Origin of the sequence: Billgrantia sulfidoxydans, assembly GCF_017868775.1 — a bacterium.
GTDB classification, from domain to species: Bacteria; Pseudomonadota; Gammaproteobacteria; order Pseudomonadales; family Halomonadaceae; genus Halomonas; species Halomonas sulfidoxydans.
Genome location: NZ_CP053381.1, coordinates 2,830,838 through 2,852,969, shown reverse-complemented (window position 1 = coordinate 2,852,969; position 22,132 = coordinate 2,830,838). Strand labels below are relative to the sequence as shown.

At 67.7% G+C, this 22,132-nt stretch carries 22 protein-coding genes and 1 other RNA gene; 19 read left to right on the top strand and 4 right to left on the bottom strand.

All coding sequences use genetic code 11. The features are described 5' to 3' along the window. The first annotated feature begins 152 nt into the window (after positions 1-152). From zapE to HNO51_RS13165, 8 genes are all read left to right on the top strand, one after another. Positions 153-1,337, top strand: coding sequence for a cell division protein ZapE (gene zapE, locus HNO51_RS13200; RefSeq protein ID WP_197447792.1), 1,185 nt, complete (start codon positions 153-155; stop codon positions 1,335-1,337). Between the two features lie 170 nt (positions 1,338-1,507). Beyond that, positions 1,508-1,936: a 50S ribosomal protein L13 gene (gene rplM / locus HNO51_RS13195; RefSeq protein WP_111414267.1), complete on the top strand. Its 429-nt coding sequence runs from the start codon at positions 1,508-1,510 to the stop codon at positions 1,934-1,936. A 13-nt stretch (positions 1,937-1,949) separates the two neighbouring features. Beyond that, positions 1,950-2,339 (top strand): 30S ribosomal protein S9, encoded by a 390-nt coding sequence (rpsI, locus tag HNO51_RS13190; RefSeq protein ID WP_149326461.1) that lies wholly within the window; start codon positions 1,950-1,952, stop codon positions 2,337-2,339. Positions 2,340-2,550: 211 nt separating this feature from the next. After that, on the top strand, positions 2,551-3,150 hold the full coding sequence (gene petA / locus HNO51_RS13185; protein WP_197447791.1) for a ubiquinol-cytochrome c reductase iron-sulfur subunit: 600 nt from the start codon (positions 2,551-2,553) through the stop codon (positions 3,148-3,150). Further along, positions 3,150-4,409: a cytochrome b gene (locus HNO51_RS13180; protein WP_197447790.1), complete on the top strand. Its 1,260-nt coding sequence runs from the start codon at positions 3,150-3,152 to the stop codon at positions 4,407-4,409. The genes petA and HNO51_RS13180 overlap by 1 nt, the downstream gene beginning before the upstream one ends. Beyond that, entirely contained in the window at positions 4,409-5,176 is a 768-nt protein-coding gene (locus HNO51_RS13175; RefSeq protein ID WP_197447789.1) for a cytochrome c1, read from the top strand. The genes HNO51_RS13180 and HNO51_RS13175 overlap by 1 nt, the downstream gene beginning before the upstream one ends. A 148-nt stretch (positions 5,177-5,324) precedes the next feature. Continuing rightward, a complete protein-coding gene (sspA, locus tag HNO51_RS13170) occupies positions 5,325-5,951 on the top strand; it encodes a stringent starvation protein SspA (RefSeq protein ID WP_197447788.1) in 627 nt (208 codons plus the stop codon). Between the two features lie 49 nt (positions 5,952-6,000). Next, positions 6,001-6,498 carry a ClpXP protease specificity-enhancing factor gene (locus HNO51_RS13165; protein WP_209537628.1) on the top strand — a complete coding sequence of 166 codons (498 nt, stop codon included), beginning with the start codon at positions 6,001-6,003 and terminating at the stop codon, positions 6,496-6,498. A gap of 83 nt (positions 6,499-6,581) precedes the next feature. On the opposite strand, the gene HNO51_RS13160 is transcribed toward HNO51_RS13165, so the two are convergent. Genes HNO51_RS13160 through HNO51_RS13145 form a run of 4 tightly spaced genes read right to left on the bottom strand, consistent with a single transcriptional unit; the run spans position 6,582 to position 9,893 of the window. After that, positions 6,582-7,160 (bottom strand): BON domain-containing protein, encoded by a 579-nt coding sequence (locus tag HNO51_RS13160; RefSeq protein WP_209537627.1) that lies wholly within the window; start codon positions 7,158-7,160, stop codon positions 6,582-6,584. A gap of 4 nt (positions 7,161-7,164) precedes the next feature. Continuing rightward, positions 7,165-7,758, bottom strand: a complete 594-nt coding sequence (locus tag HNO51_RS13155) for a phosphoheptose isomerase (protein ID WP_197447785.1) — start codon at positions 7,756-7,758, stop codon at positions 7,165-7,167. A 28-nt stretch (positions 7,759-7,786) separates the two neighbouring features. Then, positions 7,787-8,155 carry a YraN family protein gene (locus HNO51_RS13150; RefSeq protein WP_209537626.1) on the bottom strand — a complete coding sequence of 123 codons (369 nt, stop codon included), beginning with the start codon at positions 8,153-8,155 and terminating at the stop codon, positions 7,787-7,789. Next, a complete protein-coding gene (locus tag HNO51_RS13145; RefSeq protein WP_209537625.1) occupies positions 8,139-9,893 on the bottom strand; it encodes a penicillin-binding protein activator in 1,755 nt (584 codons plus the stop codon). Before HNO51_RS13145 ends, HNO51_RS13150 begins: the two co-directional genes overlap by 17 nt. 101 nt (positions 9,894-9,994) lie before the next feature. Here HNO51_RS13145 and rsmI point away from each other — a divergent pair, with 101 nt between their 5' ends. From rsmI to murG, 11 genes are all read left to right on the top strand, one after another. Beyond that, the gene (rsmI, locus tag HNO51_RS13140) at positions 9,995-10,852 is read left to right on the top strand and encodes a 16S rRNA (cytidine(1402)-2'-O)-methyltransferase (protein WP_197447782.1); all 858 of its coding nucleotides are present in this window, start codon (positions 9,995-9,997) and stop codon (positions 10,850-10,852) included. Positions 10,853-10,905: 53 nt separating this feature from the next. Continuing rightward, positions 10,906-11,270, top strand: an RNA gene (gene rnpB / locus HNO51_RS13135) — RNase P RNA component class A. A gap of 66 nt (positions 11,271-11,336) precedes the next feature. Beyond that, a complete protein-coding gene (rsmH, locus tag HNO51_RS13130; RefSeq protein ID WP_197447781.1) occupies positions 11,337-12,293 on the top strand; it encodes a 16S rRNA (cytosine(1402)-N(4))-methyltransferase RsmH in 957 nt (318 codons plus the stop codon). Positions 12,294-12,328: 35 nt separating this feature from the next. After that, on the top strand, positions 12,329-12,631 hold the full coding sequence (gene ftsL, locus HNO51_RS13125; protein ID WP_197451044.1) for a cell division protein FtsL: 303 nt from the start codon (positions 12,329-12,331) through the stop codon (positions 12,629-12,631). Next, the gene (locus HNO51_RS13120) at positions 12,628-14,337 is read left to right on the top strand and encodes a peptidoglycan D,D-transpeptidase FtsI family protein (protein ID WP_197447780.1); all 1,710 of its coding nucleotides are present in this window, start codon (positions 12,628-12,630) and stop codon (positions 14,335-14,337) included. The genes ftsL and HNO51_RS13120 overlap by 4 nt, the downstream gene beginning before the upstream one ends. 31 nt (positions 14,338-14,368) lie before the next feature. Further along, on the top strand, positions 14,369-15,877 hold the full coding sequence (locus HNO51_RS13115) for a UDP-N-acetylmuramoyl-L-alanyl-D-glutamate--2,6-diaminopimelate ligase (protein ID WP_197447779.1): 1,509 nt from the start codon (positions 14,369-14,371) through the stop codon (positions 15,875-15,877). After that, positions 15,874-17,241: a UDP-N-acetylmuramoyl-tripeptide--D-alanyl-D-alanine ligase gene (locus HNO51_RS13110; RefSeq protein ID WP_197447778.1), complete on the top strand. Its 1,368-nt coding sequence runs from the start codon at positions 15,874-15,876 to the stop codon at positions 17,239-17,241. Before HNO51_RS13115 ends, HNO51_RS13110 begins: the two co-directional genes overlap by 4 nt. Positions 17,242-17,250: 9 nt before the next feature. Continuing rightward, a complete protein-coding gene (gene mraY, locus HNO51_RS13105) occupies positions 17,251-18,333 on the top strand; it encodes a phospho-N-acetylmuramoyl-pentapeptide-transferase (protein WP_197447777.1) in 1,083 nt (360 codons plus the stop codon). Positions 18,334-18,371: 38 nt separating this feature from the next. Beyond that, positions 18,372-19,751 (top strand): UDP-N-acetylmuramoyl-L-alanine--D-glutamate ligase, encoded by a 1,380-nt coding sequence (murD, locus tag HNO51_RS13100; RefSeq protein WP_209537624.1) that lies wholly within the window; start codon positions 18,372-18,374, stop codon positions 19,749-19,751. Next, the gene (gene ftsW, locus HNO51_RS13095) at positions 19,744-21,000 is read left to right on the top strand and encodes a putative lipid II flippase FtsW (protein WP_209537623.1); all 1,257 of its coding nucleotides are present in this window, start codon (positions 19,744-19,746) and stop codon (positions 20,998-21,000) included. The genes murD and ftsW overlap by 8 nt, the downstream gene beginning before the upstream one ends. Beyond that, entirely contained in the window at positions 20,997-22,085 is a 1,089-nt protein-coding gene (gene murG, locus HNO51_RS13090; protein WP_197447774.1) for an undecaprenyldiphospho-muramoylpentapeptide beta-N-acetylglucosaminyltransferase, read from the top strand. Before ftsW ends, murG begins: the two co-directional genes overlap by 4 nt. Positions 22,086-22,132: the final 47 nt, after the last annotated feature.

Below are 22,132 nucleotides of genomic sequence, written 5' to 3'. Positions count from 1 at the left end.
GCTGCCCGGTTCGAGCCATGTCTGGCGGCCCATTATAGAAGCGTTGGCCGTCGGCGGGTCAACGATCGGCCATTTTTCTGCGCGCCGCGCTCGGGATGCGTATAATGCGGGGCCTGCAACGATGCGAGCCATGATCCAGCAAGGAAACTTCCATGTGCGCGACCGTGACCTCTGCGGGGCCCCGTTCGGCCGGTGCCGGCACGCCGCTGGCACGCTACCGGGCCGACCTCGAGCGCGACGACTTTCACTACGACCCTGCCCAGGAGCAGGCCGTGGAGCACCTGCAGCGTCTCTACGACCAGCTCGTGGCCTCGCCGCGGACCGAGCCCCGGGCGGTAACCACCGGGCGCGGGCTCAAGTCCCGGGTGGCGGGGTTGTTCGGCAAGCGCGACAAGGGGGGCGAGGAGCCGGCCTTGCCGGCGATCCAGGGGCTCTATTTCTGGGGCGGGGTGGGGCGTGGCAAGACCTATCTCGTCGACACCTTCCATGAGTCCCTGCCATTCCCCGACAAGATGCGCACCCATTTCCATCGCTTCATGCAGCGGGTGCACAACGAGCTGGAGCACTACAAGGGCGAGAAGAACCCGCTGACGCTGATCGCCGGGAAATTCGCCGCCGAGGCGCGGGTGATCTGCTTCGACGAGTTCTTCGTCAAGGACATCACCGATGCCATGATTCTCGCCAACCTGCTCGAGGCGCTGTTCGAGCGCGGCGTGGTGCTGGTGGCGACCTCGAACATCGTGCCCGACGAGCTGTACAAGGACGGCCTGCAGCGCGCCCGTTTCCTGCCCGCCATCGACCTGCTCAAGCGGCACTGCCGCGTGGTCAACGTCGACTCGGGGATCGACTATCGTCTGCGCGCCCTGCAGCGGGCCGAGATCTTCCATGCGCCCCTCGACGCGGCCGCCGAGCGTGAGCTCGAGCGCAGCTTTCGCGAAATCGCCAGGCACGAGGGCGAGGCCGAGGTGCCGATCGAGATCAATCACCGCGTGTTGCGAGCGCGGCGCCTGCACGACGACGTGGTGTGGTTCGAGTTCCGCGAACTGTGCGACGGGCCGCGCAGCCAGAACGACTACATCGAGCTGGCCCGCGAATTCCACACCGTGCTGGTCTCCAACGTGACCCGGATGGGGGCGGCGACCGACGATCAGGCGCGCCGCTTCATCAACATGGTCGACGAGTTCTACGATCGCGGCGTCAAGCTGCTGATGTCGGCCGAGGCACCGGCGGAGGCGCTGTATGCCGACGGCCGGCTCGCGTTCGAGTTTCAGCGCACCCTGTCGCGACTGCAGGAGATGCAGTCGCACGAGTATCTTGGCCTGCCCCACAAGCCATGACGGCAGCCAGATAGGGCTTTATCCCGAGCGCGCAGTTCATGTAGAATACGCGCTCCTCGACCGTTGTCGCCGCTCACTGAGCGCGGCAACCAAGAAAAATAGGGATGATCCCGGTGGCGCCGCGGCGCACGGGGTCCAATGCACTTGATAGATCTTGTGGTGATTTCTCCATGAAAACGTTCACTGCTAAGCCGCAGAGCGTGCAGCGCGACTGGTATGTCGTCGACGCGGCGGACAAGACGCTCGGCCGTCTGGCCACCGAAATTGCACGTCGCCTGCGCGGCAAGCACAAGCCCGAGTTCACCCCTCATGTCGATACCGGCGACTACATCGTCGTGATCAACGCCGAGAAGGTGCGGGTCACCGGCAACAAGGCCAAGGCCAAGACCTACTATCGCCACACCGGCTACCCGGGCGGTCTTCGCTCCATGAATTTCGAGAAGATGATCGCGCATGCACCCGAGCGCGTGATCGAGTCTGCCGTCAAGGGCATGCTGCCGAAGGGGCCGCTGGGGCGCGCCATGTACTCCAAGCTCAAGGTCTACGCCGGCGCCGAACATCCGCACGCCGCCCAGCAGCCGCAAGAACTGAACATCTGAGGGGATCATCACCATGGCACAGCAGTATTACGGTACCGGGCGCCGCAAGACATCGACAGCCCGTGTCTTCCTCAAGCCGGGCACCGGCAAGATTACCGTCAACAACCGTGACCTGGATCAGTATTTCGGTCGCGTTACCGGCCGCATGGTGGTTCGCCAGCCGCTCGAACTGACCGAGACGACCGGGCAGTTCGACGTCTATGTCACCGTCAAGGGCGGCGGCGGTTCCGCTCAGGCGGGCGCCATTCGTCACGGTATCACCCGCGCCCTGATGGAGTACAACGAGGACTTTCGTCCGGCGCTGCGCGCCGCTGGCTACGTCACTCGCGATGCACGTCAGGTGGAGCGCAAGAAGGTCGGCCTGCGCAAGGCGCGTCGCCGTCCGCAGTTCTCCAAGCGCTGATTGCGTCCAGAACGAAACAAAAACCCGGGCGTTTGCCCGGGTTTTTTTATTTTTATTTCAAGCAATTGCAGGTCGAATTCCACCTTGGTCAGGACTGTTTCGTCTTGTACCAAGCGGTGCGATTCCTTAAGATATGGCGGATTTGGTATCCGTGGTCGCGGAACTCATTCCGTGCGGGATCAACGGGTAAGCTGATGGGAGAAACCAGAAAATGGCAGACAACGGCGTGAACAAAGGGCGGCGCCGTCTCCTCCTTGGGGCTACCACCGTCGTAGGGGCGGTGGGGGCCGTGGGAGTGGCAGTTCCCTTTGTGGCTTCCTGGCAGCCGAGTGCCAGGGCAAGGGCGGCAGGGGCGCCAGTGACGGCGGACGTCTCGAAGCTCGAGCCGGGACAGCGCATGACCGTCGAATGGCGCGGAAGGCCAGTCTGGGTCATCCGGCGTACCTCCGACATGATCGAGCGCACCGAAAGCTTCGATCCCTCCCGTCTGGCCGACCCCGAGTCAAATGAGCCGCAGCAGCCGAGCTACGTCAGCGGTCCGCTGCGCTCGATCAAGCCCGAGATCGGCGTGCTGATCGGTATCTGTACCCATCTGGGTTGCTCGCCGCTGTTCCGCCCCGAGCCGAACGCCGAAGGGGTGGGGACGGACGACTGGCCGGGCGGTTTCTTCTGCCCCTGCCACGGCTCGCGTTTCGACCTGGCGGGCCGCGTGTTTCGCAACGTACCGGCGCCGACCAATCTCGAGGTGCCGCCGTATCGCTTTGAAAGCGACAGCGTGATCGTCGTCGGCGAAGATGAGGAGGCTGCCTGATGGGTAATCCGAACCGTGCCAAGGCAGAGAGCGGATTCATGCGCTGGGTGGACGACCGCTTCCCCGCCACCCAGATGTGGCAGGACCATCTCTCCAAGTATTACGCGCCCAAGAACTTCAACGTCTGGTACTTCTTCGGCTCACTCGCCCTGCTGGTGCTGGTCAACCAGATTCTCACCGGCGTCTGGCTGACCATGAGCTACAACCCTTCCGCCGAGGGTGCCTTCGCCTCCGTCGAATACATCATGCGCGACGTGGAGTGGGGATGGCTGATCCGCTACCTGCATTCCACCGGCGCTTCCGCGTTCTTCGTGGTGGTCTATCTGCACATGTTCCGCGGCCTGCTCTACGGCTCCTACAAGGCGCCTCGCGAGCTGGTGTGGATCTTCGGCATGGCGATCTACCTGGCGCTGATGGCCGAGGCCTTCATGGGTTACCTGCTGCCCTGGGGGCAGATGTCCTACTGGGGCGCCCAGGTGATCATCTCGCTGTTCTCTGCGATCCCCGGCATCGGCCCGGACCTGGCTCAGTGGGTGCGCGGTGACTACCTGATCTCCGGCATCACGCTCAACCGCTTCTTCGCCCTGCACGTGGTGGCGCTGCCCATCGTGATCCTGGCCCTGGTGGTGCTCCACCTCATCGCCCTGCATGAGGTCGGTTCCAACAATCCGGACGGCATCGACATCAAGGCCAAGAAGGACGAGACCGGCAAGCCGATCGATGGCATTCCCTTCCATCCGTACTACACCGTCAAGGATGTGTTCGGCGTGGCCGTGTTCCTGTTCGTGTTCTGCGCGGTGGTGTTCTACTTCCCCGAGGGCGGCGGCTATTTCCTCGAGAAGCCCAATTTCGAGCCGGCCAACCCGTTGAAGACGCCGGACCATATCGCACCGGTGTGGTACTTCACGCCCTTCTACGCCATCTTGCGCGCCATCACCTTCTCGATCTTCGGGCTGGATGCCAAGTTCCTCGGCGTCGTGTTCATGGGCGCGGCCATCGCGGTGCTGTTCGTGCTGCCCTGGCTCGACCGCAGCCCGGTGAACTCCATGCGCTACAAGGGCTGGATCTCCAAGGTGATGCTGGCGCTGTTCGCCATCAGCTTCGTGATCCTCGGCGTGCTGGGCGTGCTGCCGGCGACTGACGGTCGTACCGTGCTGGCGCAGGTTTGCACGGCGGTCTACTTCGCCTTCTTCCTGCTGATGCCGTTCTACACCAGGATGGAGAAGACCAAACCCATTCCGGAGAGGGTGACTGGCTAATGAAAAAGCAACTGTTCGCACTGCTCTTCGTGCTGGTGCCCTTCACCGCGATGGCGGCGGGTGGCGAGAGCGTGCCGTACTCGATGACGCCGGATCTCCAAGACAAGCCGTCGTTGCAGCGGGGCATGAAGCTCTTCGTCAACTACTGCATGGGGTGTCATTCGCTCGAGCATCAGCGCTTCGCTCGTGCCGCCGAGGACCTCGACGTTCCGCAGGAGCTCATCGAGGAGAACCTGATCTTCTCTTCGTCCCTGGCCTACAACGACCAGATGAACAACGCCATGAGCAGCGAGGACGGCGAGAGCTGGTTCGGCGCGCCCCCGCCCGACCTCACCCTCGAGGCGCGGCTGCGTGGCACCGACTGGATCTACTCGTACCTGCTGACCTTCTACCGTGACCCCGAGCGTCCCAATGGGGTCAACAACGACGTGTTCGATCTGGTCGCGATGCCCAACGTGCTGGAGCCGCTGCAGGGCGTGCAGGAGAAGGTCTGTGCCGAGACGGATCGTCCCGTCCATGGGGCGGAGCTCGATCCGCTCACCGGCAAGTACCAGTCCTGCGAGGTGCTGCAGGTGACGCAGCCCGGCGCCATGGAGCCGGAGGAGTTCGAGGAGGCGGTCTACGATCTGACCAACTTCCTGGCCTACGTCGGCGAACCGACCAAGCTGCATGCGCAGGCGCTGGGGCCGAAGGTGCTGATCTTCATCTTCATTTTCGGCGTGTTGGCGTACCTGCTGAAGCGTGAGTACTGGCGCGACATCCACTGATTCGCTCGAATCGGTAGGTCGTGCCGCAGGGGGCGTATGGCCATCGTGCCATGCGCCCCCTGCGTATTGTTCCGAGTTCGAGAGCACGCCACCCCCGCAGTTGGGTGCGTGCTATCATGCTGGTTCGAATTGATGCGAGGATTGTTACATGGGTGTAGTGGCCAAGCGGTCGTCGATGATCTTCTACTCGGGAGGCGATGACCACTTCAGTCATCGCGTACGTATCGTGCTCGCCGAGAAGGGCGTGGCGGTCGATATCGTCGAGGTCAATGGCGACCAACGTCCCGAAGAGCTTGCCGACCTGAACCCCTACAACAGCGTGCCGACCCTGGTCGATCGCGATCTGGCGCTCTATGAGTCCAAGGTCATGATGGAGTACCTGGACGAGCGCTTCCCCCATCCGCCGCTGCTGCCGGTGTACCCCGTCGCACGGGCGCAGAGCCGGCTCTGGATGCATCGCATCGAGCGGGAGTGGTGCCCGCTGGTCGAACAGATCGAGAGCGGCAGCAAGAAGGAGGTGGAGAAGGCACGCAAGGAGCTGCGTGAAAGCCTCATCGGCATCTCGCCGATCTTCGAGGACGTGCCGTTCTTCATGAGCGAGGAATTCTCGCTGGTAGACTGCTGTATCGCGCCGATACTCTGGCGTCTCCCGGTGCTGGGCATCGAGCTTCCGGAGAAGCAGGTCAAGCCGCTCGTTGCCTACATGGAGCGCCTGTTCGAACGGGAATCCTTCGTGTCGTCGCTGAGCGAGAACGAGCGCGAGATGCGCGCCTGAACCAGGCGTCGGGCTTGCCCGACGCCGACAGACTGGAGGGCAGAACGCCATGTTGTCGAGCCGCCCCTATCTGGCCCGAGGCCTCTACGAGTGGCTTCTGGACAATGACCAGACTCCCTATATCGTGGTGGACGCCGAGCAGCCTGGCGTCAGCGTGCCGCGCCAATTCGTGCAGAATGGTCAGATCGTGCTGAACGTCGGGCCCGCTGCGGTGCGCGATCTGCGCATCGAGAACGATGCCGTGAGCTTTCACGCCCGCTTCGGTGGGCAGCCCATGCAGGTCGTCGTGCCCATGCCGGCCCTGGTCGCGATCTACGCCAAGGAGAACGGTGTGGGCATGGTCTTCGGGCATGAGCCGACCATGCCGGCACCGCAACAGGAGGAGGGCGCCTCCGCCGAAAAGCCCGAGCTGACCAGCGTCGACAGCGGTGCCGAAGAGGGCGGAGAAGGCGCCGGGAAACCCGAACACGACGAGACATCGCCCACCGGCAAGGGCGCGAAGGGTGCCGCGTCCAGGAAACGGCCGTCGCTGCGAGTGATCAAGTAGCCCGGCAGGCGTAGGTTTCGCGGCGACCAAGACGCAGAACGGCAGGCCCAGGCCTGCCGTTCTGCGTTTGCGTTGGGGGGCGCTCAGTCGAGGTAGTCGAAGACCTTGACGATACGCTGGATACCACCGACGTCGGCCACGGCATTGACGATGCGGTCCGCTTCGGCCCGTGTGACCATGCCCATGATGTAGACCGTAGCGTTCTCGGTGATGAAACGCAGCCGGCCGGTGTCGATGCTCTCGTCGGCCGCCAGCGTCGTGCGGATGCGGGTATTGATCCAGGTGTCAGAGAGACGCTGGCTGGCCGGAAGGTTGGCGGCGACGGAAAGCTCGTTGTGCACGTCGCGTACGTTGCGAACCTCCCGCGCCACTTCATTGGCCTTCTCCTTCAGCTCTTCGCTGGGGACCTGGCCGGTGAGGAGCACGATGCCGTTGTAGCTGTCGACGTTGATGCGGGCATCGCCGAGACGGGCGTCGCTGCGTCGCAGGTTGTGGGCGATCTTGGTCTCGATGCTCTCGTCTTCCACCTGGGCGCCTAACGTGCGCCTGCCGTAGTTCTCGTCGATGGTGCCGGGGTTGGTGACGCCGGTGACGGTGGTACAGCCGCCGAGGGCCAGTGCCAGGGTGGCCAGAAGACAAGCGAACAGTCTGGTTGAGGTCATGGTATTACTCGCTGCTGCCGAAGAGTTGTTCATCGATGAGGTCGCACAGGCAGTGGATCACCAGCAGGTGAACCTCCTGGATGCGAGCCGTGGAAGTCGCCGGGACGCGTATCTCGCAGTCGTCCTGGCCAAGCAGGGAGGCCATGTCGCCGCCGTCGCGGCCGGTCAGGGCGACGACGGACATGTCGCGGTCATGGGCGGCCTGGATGGCCTGGATGACGTTGCCCGAGTTGCCGCTGGTCGAGATCGCCAGCAGGATATCGCCGGGCTGGCCGAGGGCCCTGATCTGCTTGGAGAAGACCTCGCTGTAGCTGTAGTCGTTGGCGATCGAGGTCAGCGTCGAGGTATCGGTGGTCAGTGCCAGTGCCGGCAGGCTGGGACGCTCCCGCTCGAAACGGTTGAGCAACTCGGAGGAGAAGTGCTGGCTATCGCCCGCGCTGCCGCCGTTGCCGCAGGCCAGGATCTTGCCTTCGTTGACCAGGCACTGAACCATCATCTGGCTGGCGACCTCGATGAAGGGGGGCAGCACCTCGCTGGCGTAGGTCTTGGTATCGATGCTGGCGTTGAAGTGGCCGAGTATGCGTTGCTGAAAATCCATTCTGTCGAGTCCTGTCGCGTAACGTCGGTCAGAACGCTTCGAAGGCGCCCTGTACCCATTCGAAGTCGAGCGCGGGCGGGGAGCCGGTCACGGCCAGCACGTCGAAACGGCAGGGACATGATAGCCGGTTACGCGCCAGATAAAAACGCGCCGCATGGATCAGCCGGCGCTGCTTGGCGGCAGTCACGGTTTCTAGCGGATGTCCGTGGCGCACGTCGGCGCGATGGCGCACCTCCACGAAGACCAGCGTTTCGCCGTCGCTCATCACCAGGTCGAGTTCGCCACCCTTGAACTGCTGGTTGCTGGCGATGAGCGTGAGCCCGCGTGCCGCGAGCCATTCGGCGGCCAGACGCTCGATGCGGGCGCCACGGGCACGGGCGTCAGCGGAGCTGGCCATCGTCGAGCCGCTCGAGGGTCAGGATGGGCTGCGGCACGCCGCGCTCGAAGCGCGCCCAGGGCAGCCGTCGCTGGATGCGGCCGTCGTGCCCGGGGACCAGCAGGCCGGTGGCGCCGAACAGTTCGCTCTCGGGCAGCAGCTGGAACTGCGGCAGCCGTCGCGCCAGTTCGTAGGCGTCGACGCCCATGGCCATCAGCCGGAAGGTGGAGGGATCGGCTTCCTGCTGAAGTTCCTCGAAGCTGGCGAGGTAGGGCAGTGCTTCCACCCCGCCAACGGCGGCGTCGGGGATCTGCCAGGGAATATCGACGAAGTTGACCTCGTCGAGATCGTGGTCGAGCAGTGGCTGGGGGCGCCCTTCGTAGAGGTGCGAGGTGGCGTAGATGGGAAGATCCGCCGCATCGTAGTAATCGAGCGTCGGCGGCACCTGGCGGGCGTAGCTCGGCAGGGCCAGCAGGAACAGCATGTCGGGGCGTCCGCCGGCCAGCACGCGGCGGGTGCTCTCGGTCGCCGAGCCGCGCGGATCGTAGGCGATGGCGTTGGTGATGGTGCCATCGCGCTGGCGCCATTCATCCTCGAAGGCGCGGCCGACCCGGGCGCCCCACTCGTTGTTGGGCACCATCAGGGCGCTGCGACGATGGCCATCCTCGCGCGCACGGCGAGCCACCTGGCGCGCCTCGTCCTCGGCCGAAAGCCCGTACTGGAACAGCCCTTCGGCACGATTCGTCGAACCGGCACCATAGTTCAGCGCCAGTGTCGGCAAGGGCACGCTGTCGCGGGACTCGAGTTCGCTGACCTGGTCCTTGTCGAGCGGGCCGATCACCACCTGGGCGCCGCGGTTTCGCGCCTCGGCATAGAGGGCGTCGAGGTCGCCCTGGCTGGCGTCGAGGAACGAGAGCCGTACGCCGCCGTTGCGCTCGACGCTGTGGAGGTGGTGGATGCGAATGCCGGTTCGAATCGATTCGGCCACGCCGGCCAGCGGGCCGCTGCCGGGCAGGAAGACGGCGATGTGGCGTACCTCCTTGCCGCGCAGTTCGCGCAGTGCCAGCAGCTCGGAGGGCACGCGGCGGGCCGCTGGATGCCGGGGGTTGCGCTCACGCCAGGACTCTAGGCGAGCGAACAGGCGCTCGATGTCGCCGTCGCTTTCGCGCACCAGGCTGGCCAGCTCCAGCCAGCCGCGGGTGAGGTCGTCGGCGCCCTCGCGCAGGCTGGCGAGCCCGCTGCCCTCGAGGCGCGATAGGGCGGCCCAGATGGGCTCGTTGAGCGCTTCCCGGTCGGTGCGTGCCTGCACGTCCATCAGCATGGCGGCTGCGGCGCGGTGTTCGTCGATCTGCAGCAGGGCGCGGCCCATGCGCTCGCGCAGGATCAGGTCGGCGTCGCGTGGCACCTCGATCTCATCGAGCAGCTGACCGGCCTGGACCACGGCCCAGGGGTCCTCGAGCGCTTCGCCGAGCTCCGACAGCAGCATGGCCCAGTGCAGGCGGTACTCGGCGGGCAGCCGGGCGTCGTCGATCTCGCGAGCGACCTCCAGCGCCTGGGTGCGCCGGTCACGGCGTGCTAGGATATCCGCCGCCTCGAGTCGGCTGAGCGCGGCCTGCTCGGGGGCTTGCTGCTCGGCCTGTTCGAGCAGGGCGCCGGGGTCGTCGTCGGGCACGCGCTCGACGACGCCGGAGGGGGTGCAGCCGGCCACCAGGAGGGCGAGGAGCACGGTGGCCAGCAGGCCGCGGGACGTTTTCAGCATGTATCCTTCCTTGTCTGCAGGCTCAGAGAGGCACAGGCCTGTCTCTGGGCCCGGCATCAATCACGTTCGGCCAAGCCCGACAGTCTCCCTGAGGAATCGCCATGTCTGACATCGATCTGGGCACATTGTACGTGGTCGCCACGCCGATTGGGAATCTGGAGGATCTGAGCCCCAGGGCGGCCAGGCTGCTGGGCGAGGTGTCGCTGATCGCCGCCGAGGATACCCGCCATACCGTTCGGCTGTTGCGCCACCTCGGGCTTACGGTGCCCATGCTTTCGCTGCACGAGCACAACGAGGCGGCGCGGGTGGATCAGCTCGACGAGCGGCTGGTGCGCGGCGAGAGCATCGCGCTGGTCAGCGATGCCGGAACGCCGCTGATCAGCGACCCCGGCTTCGTGCTGGTGCGTGAGCTGCGCGCGCGCGGGCGTTGCATCGTGCCGGTGCCGGGGCCCTGCGCGCTGGTGGCTGCGCTCAGCGCGGCCGGCCTGCCCACCGACCGTTTCCTGTTCCAGGGCTTCCTGCCGGCCAAGGCGGGGGCGCGACGGCAACGCCTCGAGCGGCTCGCCAGCAACCAGGAGACGCTGGTGTTCTACGAATCGCCCCACCGCATCCGTGACACCCTGGCCGACATCGCGGCGGTCCTCGGTGAGCGCCACCTGGTCCTGGCCCGGGAACTGACCAAGTCGTTCGAGACCTTTCTCGACGGCAGCGCCGCGGCGCTGCTGACGCGCATGGAGGACGACCCTGATCAGTCCCGCGGTGAGTTCGTGATCATGCTGGCAGGCGCCGAAGCGAGGCACGGTTCGGACGCCGCCAGCCTGGAAGCCGACGCCGTGCTCGAGGCGCTGCTCGCCGAGGGCGTGGGCGTGAAGCAGGCCGCGGCGGTGGCGGCGCGCCTGTTGGGCGGGGCGAAGAAAGCCTGGTATGGCCGCGCCCAGTCGCTCAAGGAGGCGCGCTGACAAGGTGTGGAAAGACATTGAGAGGCCTCGGGCGCGCTGGTATTCTTGCGCTCGGAGTCGGCCAGACAGTCGCCGCCGGCAGCGCTTGCGAGCGCCGCCGGGGGAGGAAAGTCCGGGCTCCACAGGGCAGGGTGCCAGGTAACGCCTGGGCGGCGCGAGCCGACGGAAAGTGCAGCAGAGAGCAGACCGCCTACGTCTCCCGCGGGAGGCCGGCAAGGGTGAAAGGGTGCGGTAAGAGCGCACCGCGCGCCTGGTAACAGTGCGTGGCATGGTAAACCCCACCCGGAGCAAGACCAAATAGGAACCCAATGGCGTGGCCCGCGTCGGGTTCGGGTAGGTTGCTGGAGGGCCGCGGTGACGCGGCTCCTAGATGAATGGCTGTCCTCGACAGAACCCGGCTTATCGGCCGACTCCCCCGAATCAAACCCTTCGCGTCCGGTCAAGGCCGGTGCGTTCATTCAAGTTCGAGACACCGGGAAAGCGCATGCCGCCATCCGCCGCTGAACCGAGCCGACATGGCTTTCGTCATGCCAGCGTGCTGCTGGACGGCGCCGTGGATGCGCTCGTTCACGACCCCAGTGGGACCTATCTTGACGGCACCTTCGGCCGCGGCGGTCACTCGCGTGCCATCCTCGAGCGGCTGAGCCCTGAGGGCTGCCTGCTGGCCATCGACCGTGACCCTCATGCCATCGCCGAGGCGCAGACGCTGGACGACCCGCGCTTCGCCATCGAGCAGGGGGAGTTCGCCAACCTGGACGAGATCGCCCGACGCCGAGGCCTGCACGGCAGCCTGGCCGGCATACTGCTCGACATCGGCGTGTCGTCGCCGCAGCTGGACGACCCCGAGCGGGGCTTCAGTTTCCTGCGTGACGGCCCGCTCGACATGCGCATGGATCCGACCCGGGGCGAGAGCGCTGCCGAGTGGCTGGCGCGCGCCCGTGAGGCCGATATCGCCCAGGTGTTCAAGATTTACGGCGAGGAGCGCTTCGCCAGGCGCCTGGCGCGCGCCATCGTGACGCGTCGTGCCGAGAGACCGTTCCTGCGCACCGGCGACCTGGCCGAGGTGCTCAAGGTGGCCCATCCGGCCTGGGAGAAGGGCAAGCATCCCGCCACGCGCGCCTTCCAGGCGCTGCGCATCCACATCAACGGCGAGCTCGAGCAGTTGGACCTGGCGCTGGAGGCCGCGTTGGAGGCGCTGGCGCCGGGCGGCCACCTGGTGGTGATCAGCTTCCATTCCCTCGAGGACCGCCGGGTCAAGCGCTTCATTCGCCACCACGTGCGTGGTGATAGCGACCTGCCGCGCGGCATACCGGTGCGCGAGGCGCAGCTCGCCAGGCGCCTGGAGATGCTGGGCAAGGCGCAGCGCCCCACGCCGGCCGAGGTCGAGGCCAACCCGCGCGCGCGCAGCGCGGTGATGCGCGCTGCGCGCAAGCTGACCTGAGGAACGGCATGGCGCAAGGACGGCTGTCATCCCGAATGCTGCGCGTCGCCAGGCGTCCGGCCTGGCTGCCGAGCTGGCGCCTGCTGCTCGTCCTTGGCCTGCTGCTGGCCTGCCTGGCCAACGCCACGGCGGTGATCAACGCCAGCCACCAGACCCGCATGCAGTACGTGCGCCTGCAGCAGCTCGAGCGTGAGCGCGATCAGCTGCAGACGGAGTGGAGCCAGCTGCTGCTCGAGGAGAGCGCCTGGTCATCACCGGCGCGCATCGAGCGCCTGGCCGTCGAGCGGCTCGAGATGCGCCTCCCCGATGTCGACGAAGTCGAGGTCATACGGCCATGAGTACCGAGGTACGCAGTGGCGTGACGCCGCGTCGCCGGCCGCCCATGGCGCCAATGGGCGGGCTGCGCTATGGCGTGGTGCTGGGGGCGGTGATCCTCGGCTTGCTGTTGCTGGCGGGGCGCATCGTGACCCTGCACGTCTTCGATCGGCCTTTCCTCCAGGGCCAGGGCGATGCGCGTATCCTGCGCACGGAATCGCTGACGGCCCATCGCGGCATGATCACCGATCGCAACGGCGAGCCGCTGGCCGTCTCCACGCCGGTCGTGACGCTGTGGGCCAACCCTCAGGAAGTGCCCGACGATCGCATTCGACGGCTGATGCTGGCGCAGGCGCTGGGCATGCCGCTGGACGACCTCGATGCCAGGCTGGAGCGTTTCGGCGAGCGCGAGTTCATGTACCTGCGCCGCCAGCTGACGCCCGCGGCCGCCCAGCGGGTGCTCGACCTGCGGGTACCGGGGGTCTACGCCCAGCATGAGTACAAGCGCTACTACCCGGCCGGCGAGGTGGTCGCCCAGTTGCTCGGCGTGACCAACGTCGACGACATGGGGCAGGAGGGCATCGAGCTGGCCTACCAGCCCTACCTGGCCGGCACGCCGGGCCAGCGCCGCGTGGTCAAGGACCGGCGCGGGCGTCTGGTGCGCGACCTGGAGATCCTGCGTGAGGCGCAGCCGGGCGGTGAACTGACGCTGTCCATCGATCAGCGCCTGCAGTACATGGCCTACCGTGAACTCAAGGCGGCGGTTGCCGAGCATGAGGCCGAGGGTGGTGTCGTGGTGATGATGGATGCCCGCACCGGTGAGGTGCTGGCCATGGCCAACCAGCCCTCCTACAATCCCAACAATCGCGCCGGCATCGATCCGCGCGGCCTGCGCAACCAGGCCATCGTCGACGTCTTCGAGCCGGGCTCGGTGATGAAGCCGTTGGCCATGGCGGCGATCATGGAGAGCGGTCGATTCCCGAGCGACGTGGTGGTCGACACCTCGCCGGGCTGGATGCGCATCGACCGTTTCACCATTCGCGACATCCGCAACTACGGCGAGCTCGACCTGGCCGGCATCCTCGAGAAGTCGTCGAATATCGGCATGTCCAAGCTGGTACTGGAGCTCGACGACCCTCTGGTCCCTGACCTCTACCGTCGGCTCGGCTTCGGCCAGAGCTCCGAGACCGGCTTTCCCGGCGAGTCCGTGGGGCACATGCCGGCCCCGGTGCGCTGGTCGCGAAGCCAGTGGGCGGCGCTGTCGTACGGTTACGGCCTGTCGGTCTCCGCGCTGCAACTGGCCAGCGCCTATACCGCGCTGGCCAATGGCGGCGTGCGCATGGCTCCCTCGCTGCTGAAGCTGGACGAGGCGCCTGCCGGAACGCCGACCATCGACCCGCAGGTGGCCCACGAGCTATTACGCATCATGGAGCAATCCGTGCAGCCGACCACCGGCGGCAGGCGCGCGGCGGTACCGGGCTACCGGGTGGCCGGCAAGACCGGTACAGTACGCAAGACGTCAGGACGCGGCTACGAGGAGAACGCCTATCGCAGCCTGTTTGCCGGTATCGCTCCCGTCTCCGACCCGCGTATCGTCACCATCGTCATGATCGACAACCCCCGGGCGGGAGAGTACTACGGCGGTGCCGTGGCGGCGCCGGTGTTCTCGCGCGTCACGGGCAGTGCCCTGCGGCTGCTCGACGTGCCGCCGGACCAGCGTGCTAGATGATTCCTGCCGTTTCCACGACAGAGGTGTGTCGATGCAGGTAAGTATTTCCCGTCTCCAGGCGGCGCTACGCCGCTGCTGGCCCGGCATGGCGATGCCGGGCTTTGCCGGTGTCGCGCCGGTTCGTCTGGTGCTCGACAGTCGGCGGGTCGCGCCGGGCGACGTGTTCATCGCCGTGCCGGGAGTGACCGGCGACGGCCGTTCCTACCTGGCCGAGGCGCTGCAGTCGGGCGCCGTCCAGGTGCTCTACCACCTCGAGCCGGGCGAGACGCTACCCGATGCGGCGCGGGAGCAGCCGGTCGTCGGCCTGCCGTTCCTGCGCCAGCGTCTGGGCGAGCTGGGGCGGCTGCTCTTCGAGGTGCCCGATGCGCTGGAGCTGGTCGGCGTGACCGGGACCAACGGCAAGAGCTCCGTGACCCACTACGTCGCCGAACTGAGCGAGGCCCTGGGGCGCCCGGCGGGCCTTGTCGGCACGCTGGGGATGGGGCGCCCCGGTCAGTTGGAGGATTCGGGGCTGACGACGCCCGGCCCGCTGACGCTGCAGGCGGCCCTCGGCGAGATGGCCGCGGGCGGCATCGACCGAGTGGCCATGGAGGTCTCTTCACACGCCCTGGAGCAGGGGCGCCTCGATGGCTGCCACGTCACCGCCGCGGTATTCACCAACCTCAGTCGCGACCACCTCGACTATCACGGCAGCATGGCGGCCTATGCTGCCGCCAAGGCGCGGCTGTTTCGCCGTTCCGAGCTGGCGCTCGCGGTGGTCAACGCCGATGACCCGCTGGCTCGCCTGATGCTGGCAGGGTTGCCGGAAGGCGTGCGTGTGCTGGCGGTCGGCGACGATCCGGCGGCGACGCTGCGCGTGATCGACTGGCGTCCCAGCCGTGACGGCCAGCTGGCCCTGGTGGCCACGCCCGAGGGTGAGCGTTCGCTCGAACTGCCGCTGATGGGCCGTTTCAACCTCGACAACGTCCTGCTGGCCATCGCCACGCTGCACGGCCTGGGGGAGCCGCTCGATGCGCTGTTCGAGGCGGCTTCGCGATTGACCCCGGTACCGGGACGCATGCAGCGGGTGGGACGGCATGGCCGACCGGCGGTGATCGTCGACTATGCGCACACTCCCGAGGCGCTGGAGAATGCGCTGGTCGCGCTGCGCGAGCATCTGCCCGGCGACGGTCGGCTGTGGTGCCTGTTCGGCTGTGGCGGCGACCGCGACAGCGGCAAGCGCCCGCTGATGGCGGCTGCCGCCGAGCGTCATGCCGATCGGCTGGTGGTGACCGACGACAATCCGAGAAGCGAGGACCCGGCGCAGATACGCGCGCAGATCCTCGCCGGGGTGTCGGAGGCCGCCGCACCGCGCACCGAAAGCATCGCGGGGCGCCGCGAGGCCATTGCCCGTACCCTGGCCCAGGCGGGGAGCGATGATGTGGTGCTGATCGCCGGAAAGGGGCACGAGCCCTATCAGGAAATCGACGGCGTACGCCATGCCTTCAGCGATCTTGCCGAAGCCGATGCTGCGCTGGCGCGTCGCGAGGAGGGGGCATGAGCGGATCCGGCCTGCAGAGCCTGGCTGCCGTCGCCGAGGCGCTGGGTGTGGCCGCGCCCGGCCACGAGGTGCTCCTGAGCGACATCGTCAGCGACACGCGTCGTCTGGTCCCGGGCAGCCTGTTCGTGGCGCTGCGCGGCGAGCGCTTCGATGCCCACGATTTCATCGCCCAGGCGCGGGAAGCGGGGGCGGCGGCGGCATTGGTCGAGCGGCGTGTCGACGATTCGCTGCCGCAGCTGGTGGTGCCGGACACGCGGCTGGCGCTGGGTCTGCTCGGACGTGCCCGGCGCCGCGCCTGGGGTGGCCCGCTGGTGGCGGTGACCGGCAACAGCGGCAAGACCAGCGTCAAGGAGCTGCTGGCCCGGCTGCTCGGCCAGCGTGGCAAGACCCTGGCCACGCTGGGCAATCTCAACAACGACATCGGCGCACCGCTGACCCTGCTGGGGCTCACCGCCGAGCACCGCCAGGCGGTGGTCGAGCTGGGCGCCAATCACCTCGGCGAGATCGCCTGGACCGTGGGCCTGGCCGAGCCGCAGGTGGCCATCATCACCAACGTCACCGGCGCCCATGTCGGCGAGTTCGGCGGCATGGGCCAGATCGCCCAGGCCAAGGGCGAGATCCTCGGCGGCCTGGGCAGCGACGGAGTGGCGGTGCTCAACCGCGACGACGTCTATTTTCCGCTCTGGGCGCGGCTGGCCGCGCCGCGGGAGGTACTGGACTTCGGTTTTGCCGAGCAGAGCCGCGTGCGGGCCACCGAGCTGGCCTGCGACGCCCTGGGGCGCTATGCTTTCACGCTTGTCGCGGATGGCCGTCGGGTCGGCCGGGTGCAACTCGCGCTGCTCGGGCGTCACGGCGTCGCCAACGCGCTGGCGGCGGCCGCCGGGGCACTGGCGCTGGGGCTTGACGACGGCCAGCTGCTGGCGGGGCTGGCGGCGGCGGCACCGATGCCGGGGCGATTGAGTCCGCTGCCGGGCATTCGTGAGTGCCGCCTGCTGGACGACAGCTACAATGCCAATCCGGGAGCGGTCAAGGCGGCTCTGGCGCTGCTGGCCGAGCTGCCCGGCCCCAGGTGGTGCCTGCTGGGTGCCATGGGAGAACTGGGGAAGGAGTCGGAGCGGCTCCACGCGGAAGTCGGCCGCTGCGCGAGAGAGCTGGGGATCGACGCGCTGTTGACCTGCGGCGAACCGGCGCTGGCCGCGAGCCGGGCCTTCGGCGATGGCGGGTATCATTTCAACGATCACGAGGCGCTGACGCGCCATGTCCTGGGCCATCTGCCCACCGGTGCCAGCGTGCTGATCAAGGGGTCGCGCAGCGCCGGCATGGAGCGGGTGGTGGCGGCGCTACGAGCTGACGCATCAAGGTGAACGCAACACATGCTGCTTTTTCTGGCTGAATTCCTGGCGCAGTACCAGAGCGCCTTCAACGTCTTCAACTACCTGACCCTGCGCATGATCCTGGGCACCATGACGGCCCTGCTGCTGTGCCTGTGGCTGGGCCCTTGGATGATCCGCCGCCTGGTCGAGCGGCAGATCGGCCAGGCGGTGCGCGACGACGGTCCGCAGTCGCACCTGTCCAAGGCCGGCACGCCGACCATGGGGGGCGCCATGATCCTGATGTCGATTGCCGTCGGCACGCTGCTGTGGGCCGACTTGACCAACCGCTTCGTGTGGATCGTGCTGGTGGTGACGCTAGGGTTCGGCGCGATCGGTTGGGTCGACGACTATCGCAAGGTGGTGGAGAAGAATCCCCGTGGCTTGCCGGCGCGCTGGAAGTACTTCTGGCAGTCGGTGATCGGCCTGGGCACCGCGCTGATGCTCTACCTGACAGCCACCAGCCCGGTGGAGACCAGCCTGATCGTGCCGCTGTTCAAGGACATCGTGCTGCCGCTGGGCGTGTTCTACGTCGTGCTCACCTACCTGGTCATCGTCGGCAGCTCCAACGCCGTCAACCTCACCGATGGCCTCGACGGCCTGGCGATCATGCCCACCGTCATGGTCGCCATGGGGCTGGCGGTGTTTGCTTATGCCAGCGGCAACGCGGTGTTCGCCAACTACCTGCAGATTCCCAACATCACCGGTGCCGGTGAGCTGGCGGTGTTCTGTGCCACCATTTCCGGCGCGGGGCTCGGCTTCCTGTGGTTCAACACCTATCCGGCGCAGGTCTTCATGGGCGATGTCGGCGCGCTGGCGCTGGGCGCGGCGTTGGGCGTGGTCGCCGTGATCGTGCGCCAGGAGATCGTGCTGTTCGTCATGGGCGGCATCTTCGTGCTGGAGACCATCTCGGTGATCCTGCAGGTCGGCTCCTACAAGCTGACCGGCCGGCGCATCTTCCGCATGGCGCCGCTGCATCACCACTATGAGCTCAAGGGCTGGCCGGAGCCGCGGGTCATCGTGCGCTTCTGGATCATCACCGTGGTGCTGGTGCTGGTCGGCCTGGCCACGCTGAAGGTACGCTGAGCCGGGTGGCGCCGATCCCACTGCGCGAGGAGGCTGAAATGCCCAAGGTGGCGAAGGGGGAGACACTGGTGGTCGGGCTCGGCGTATCGGGCCGGGCGATCTGCCGGCACCTGGCCCGGGTGGGCACGCCGTTCATGGTCGCCGATACGCGTGAGGTGCCGCCGGGCCTCGCGGACTTCCGTGCCGCTCACCCTGGGGTCGTGCTTCACTGCGGGCCGCTCACCGCGCTCGACATGAGCGAAGCCGCGGAGATCGTGGTGAGCCCCGGGGTCGACCCGCAGACGCCAGGGTTGGCCGAGGTGGGGAAGTGCCGTCGCGCCGACGGAGAACCGCTGGTGGTCGGCGAGATCGCCCTGTTCGTGCGCGCGGCGCGGGCGCCGATCGCCGCCATCACCGGCTCCAACGCCAAGTCCACCGTCACCACCCTGCTCGGCGAGATGGCCCGCGCCGCCGGCCGGCGCGTGGGCGTCGGCGGCAACCTGGGCACACCGGCCCTCGACCTGCTTGCCGACGTGCCCGAAGCCGAGCTCTACGTGCTCGAGCTCTCCAGCTTCCAGCTCGAGACCACGCCCTGCCTGGGGGCCGAGAGTGCGGCCTTTCTGAATCTGTCCGAGGATCATCTCGACCGGCACGGCGACATGGCGGGCTACCGCAAGGCCAAGCTGGCCATTTTCCGCGGCGCGCGGCATGCCGTGGTCAACGCCGAGGACCGCCTGACCTGGCCGGAGGCACCGCTTCCTGCCATGGACCGATTCACCACCCTGCCTCCCGAGGCCGGCGAATGGGGGATTGCCAGCCGCCACGGTCGCGACTGGCTCATGCGCGGCGACGAGCCCCTGATCGCGACCGACGAACTGGGGCTGGCGGGACGTCACAACCAGGCCAATGCGCTGGCGGCGCTGGCCATGGGCAATCGCCTCGGGCTACCCCTCGCGTCGATGTACGATGTGCTGCGCCGCTTCAAGGGGCTGCCGCATCGCAGCGAGTCGGTTGCCGAGCTCGGCGGCGTGCGCTGGATCAACGATTCGAAGGGGACCAACGTCGGTGCGACCCTGGCCGCCCTGGCCGGCCTGGGGCCGACCCTGTCGGGGCGGCTGGTGCTGCTGGCGGGCGGTCTGGGCAAGGGCGCGGATTTCGCACCGTTGGCCGAGCCCATGGGCCGGTTTGGCCGCGAGGCGATTCTGTTCGGCGCCGACGCCGACAGGCTCGCCGAGGCACTGGAGGGTAGCGTGGCCGTGACCCGTGTCGGCGATCTCGAGGCCGCCATGCGGCGCGCGCGGGCGATCGCCGAGCCGGGCGACTGCGTGCTGCTCTCGCCGGCCTGTGCCAGCCTCGATCAGTTTGCCAACTACCAGGCCCGCGGCGAGGCATTCCGGCGCCACGTCCAACGCATCGCTGAGGAGGCTGGGCATGGCTAAGACCAAGGCGCCATCCGCGGGCAGGTTCGCTCGATTGCGCCGACTTCGCGCGCGCCTCTCGACCCGCGACCAGCCGTTCGACGGCTGGCTGCTGTTCGCCGCGCTGACGCTGATCCTGACCGGCTGGGTCATGGTCACGTCGGCATCCACCGAAGTGGCGGCCAGCCTCACCGGCAACCCCTGGTACTTCAGTCAGCGCCATGCACTGTTCGTGGCCATGGCGTTGCTGGCCGCCGCCGCGACGCTGCGCTCGCCGCTCGCCTGGTGGCGTGCCAACGGGCCACTGCTGCTGCTGGTCAGCATCGTGCTGTTGCTGCTGGTTCTGCTGGTCGGGCGCGAGGTCAACGGCAGCCGACGCTGGCTGTCGATTCCCCTGCTGCCCTTCAACCTGCAGATATCGGAGCTGGCCAAGCTGTGCATGATCGTCTACCTCGCCGGTTACCTCGAGCGCTTCCTGCCCGAGGTGCGCCGCCGCTGGGGTGCCTTCCTGCGTCCGCTGCTGGTGATGGGCGTCGTCGCCGTGCTGCTGATACTGGAGCCGGACTACGGCGCGGTCGTGGTGATGACCGCTTGCGTGATGGGCATGCTGCTGATGGCGGGGGCCCCCTGGGGGCGATTCGTCTTCATCCTGGCGGCGGTGGGCCTGCTCGGCTTCTATGTGGCCATTGCCGAACCCTACCGGCTGGCGCGTCTGACCAGCTTCTCCGACCCTTGGGCGGACCAGTTCGCCAGCGGTTACCAGCTCACCCAGGCGCTGATCGCCTTCGGGCGGGGCCACTGGCTGGGCATGGGGCTCGGCAACAGCGTGCAGAAGCTGTTCTACCTGCCGGAGGCGCATACCGATTTCGTCTTTGCCGTGCTGGCCGAGGAGCTCGGCCTGTTCGGTGCCATTGGCGTGGTGGGGCTGTTCGCCCTGCTGATCTGGCGGGCGCTGGCGGTAGGACGGCGGGCCGAGCTGGCAGGCATGGCCTTTGCTGCCTATGTCAGCTACGGCATCGCCCTGGTGATCGGTGCCCAGGCCTTCATCAACATCGCGGTGAGCACCGGCATGCTGCCGACCAAGGGGTTGACCCTGCCGCTGCTCAGCTACGGTGGTTCGAGCCTGCTGGTGAGCGCGGCGATGGTGGCCCTGTTGCTGCGCGCGGACATCGATACCCGCCGGGCGATGCGTCGCGCCAGCCCGACCGCACCGCGGGAATCGGCAGGGCGACGCGAACCCAGGATCAACGGACAGGGGGCCACCAAGTGACGCAGTCGACAACGCGCCGCGTTCTGATCATGGCGGGCGGTACCGGCGGGCATGTCATCCCGGCGCTGTCGCTGGCCCGTGGGCTTCAGGCCGAGGCGCTGGAAGTCCACTGGCTCGGGAGCCCTCGAGGCATCGAGAACCGCCTGGTGCCGGCGGCCGAGCTGCCGCTGCACCGCATCTCGGTGGCCGGCCTGCGCGGTAACGGCCTGGCCGGCTGGCTCAAGGCACCGTTCAACCTGACCCGCGCGGTATGGCAGGCGGCGCAGGTCATTCGCCGGCTCGACCCGGTGCTGGTGGTGGGGCTCGGCGGCTTCGCCAGTGGCCCCGGGGGGCTGGCGGCCTGGCTGCTGCGCCGGCCACTGGTCATTCACGAACAGAACGCCGTGGCGGGCATGACCAATCGTGCCCTGGCACGGCTGGCGCGGCGCGTCTTCAGTGCCTTTCCCCAGGCTTTCGGCAGCCGGGGAGAGGTGGTCGGCAACCCGGTGCGGGAGGATATCGCTGCCCTGGGCGAGTCGCCGCGCGAGGCGGCCGCAATGGGCGGCCGTCGCCTGCGGCTGCTGGTGGTGGGCGGCTCGCTGGGGGCGCAGCCGCTCAACCAACGCCTGCCCGAGGCGCTGGCGGTGCTGCCCGAGGCGCGTCGCCCCGAGGTGCGCCACCAGGCCGGCCGCGACAAGGACGCGGCTACCCGCGAGGCCTACGCGGCCCGGGGCGTCGAGGCCGAGGTGAGCGCCTTCATCGACGATATGGCGGCGGCCTACGACTGGGCCGACCTGGTGGTGTGCCGGGCCGGGGCGCTCACCGTCTCGGAGGTGGCGGCGGCGGCCAAGCCGGCCCTGTTCGTGCCGCTGCCCCATGCGGTCGACGACCACCAGACCGCCAATGCCCGCGCCCTGGTGGCGGCGGGCGCGGCCCGACTGATGCCGCAGCAGGAAATGACCGCGGCGGCGCTGGGCGAGAGCCTGGCGACGCTGCTCGACCCCGACACTCTCGCCACCATGGCCCGGCAGGCGCGCCGCTGCGCGCATCTCGATGCCGTCGAGCGCCTGGTGGCCGGTTGCTTGGAGACAGCGCTTGAGCGATAGCACCTTGAGGCCGGTTCCCGGTCAGGCAACGCTGCCCCGCCATGGGC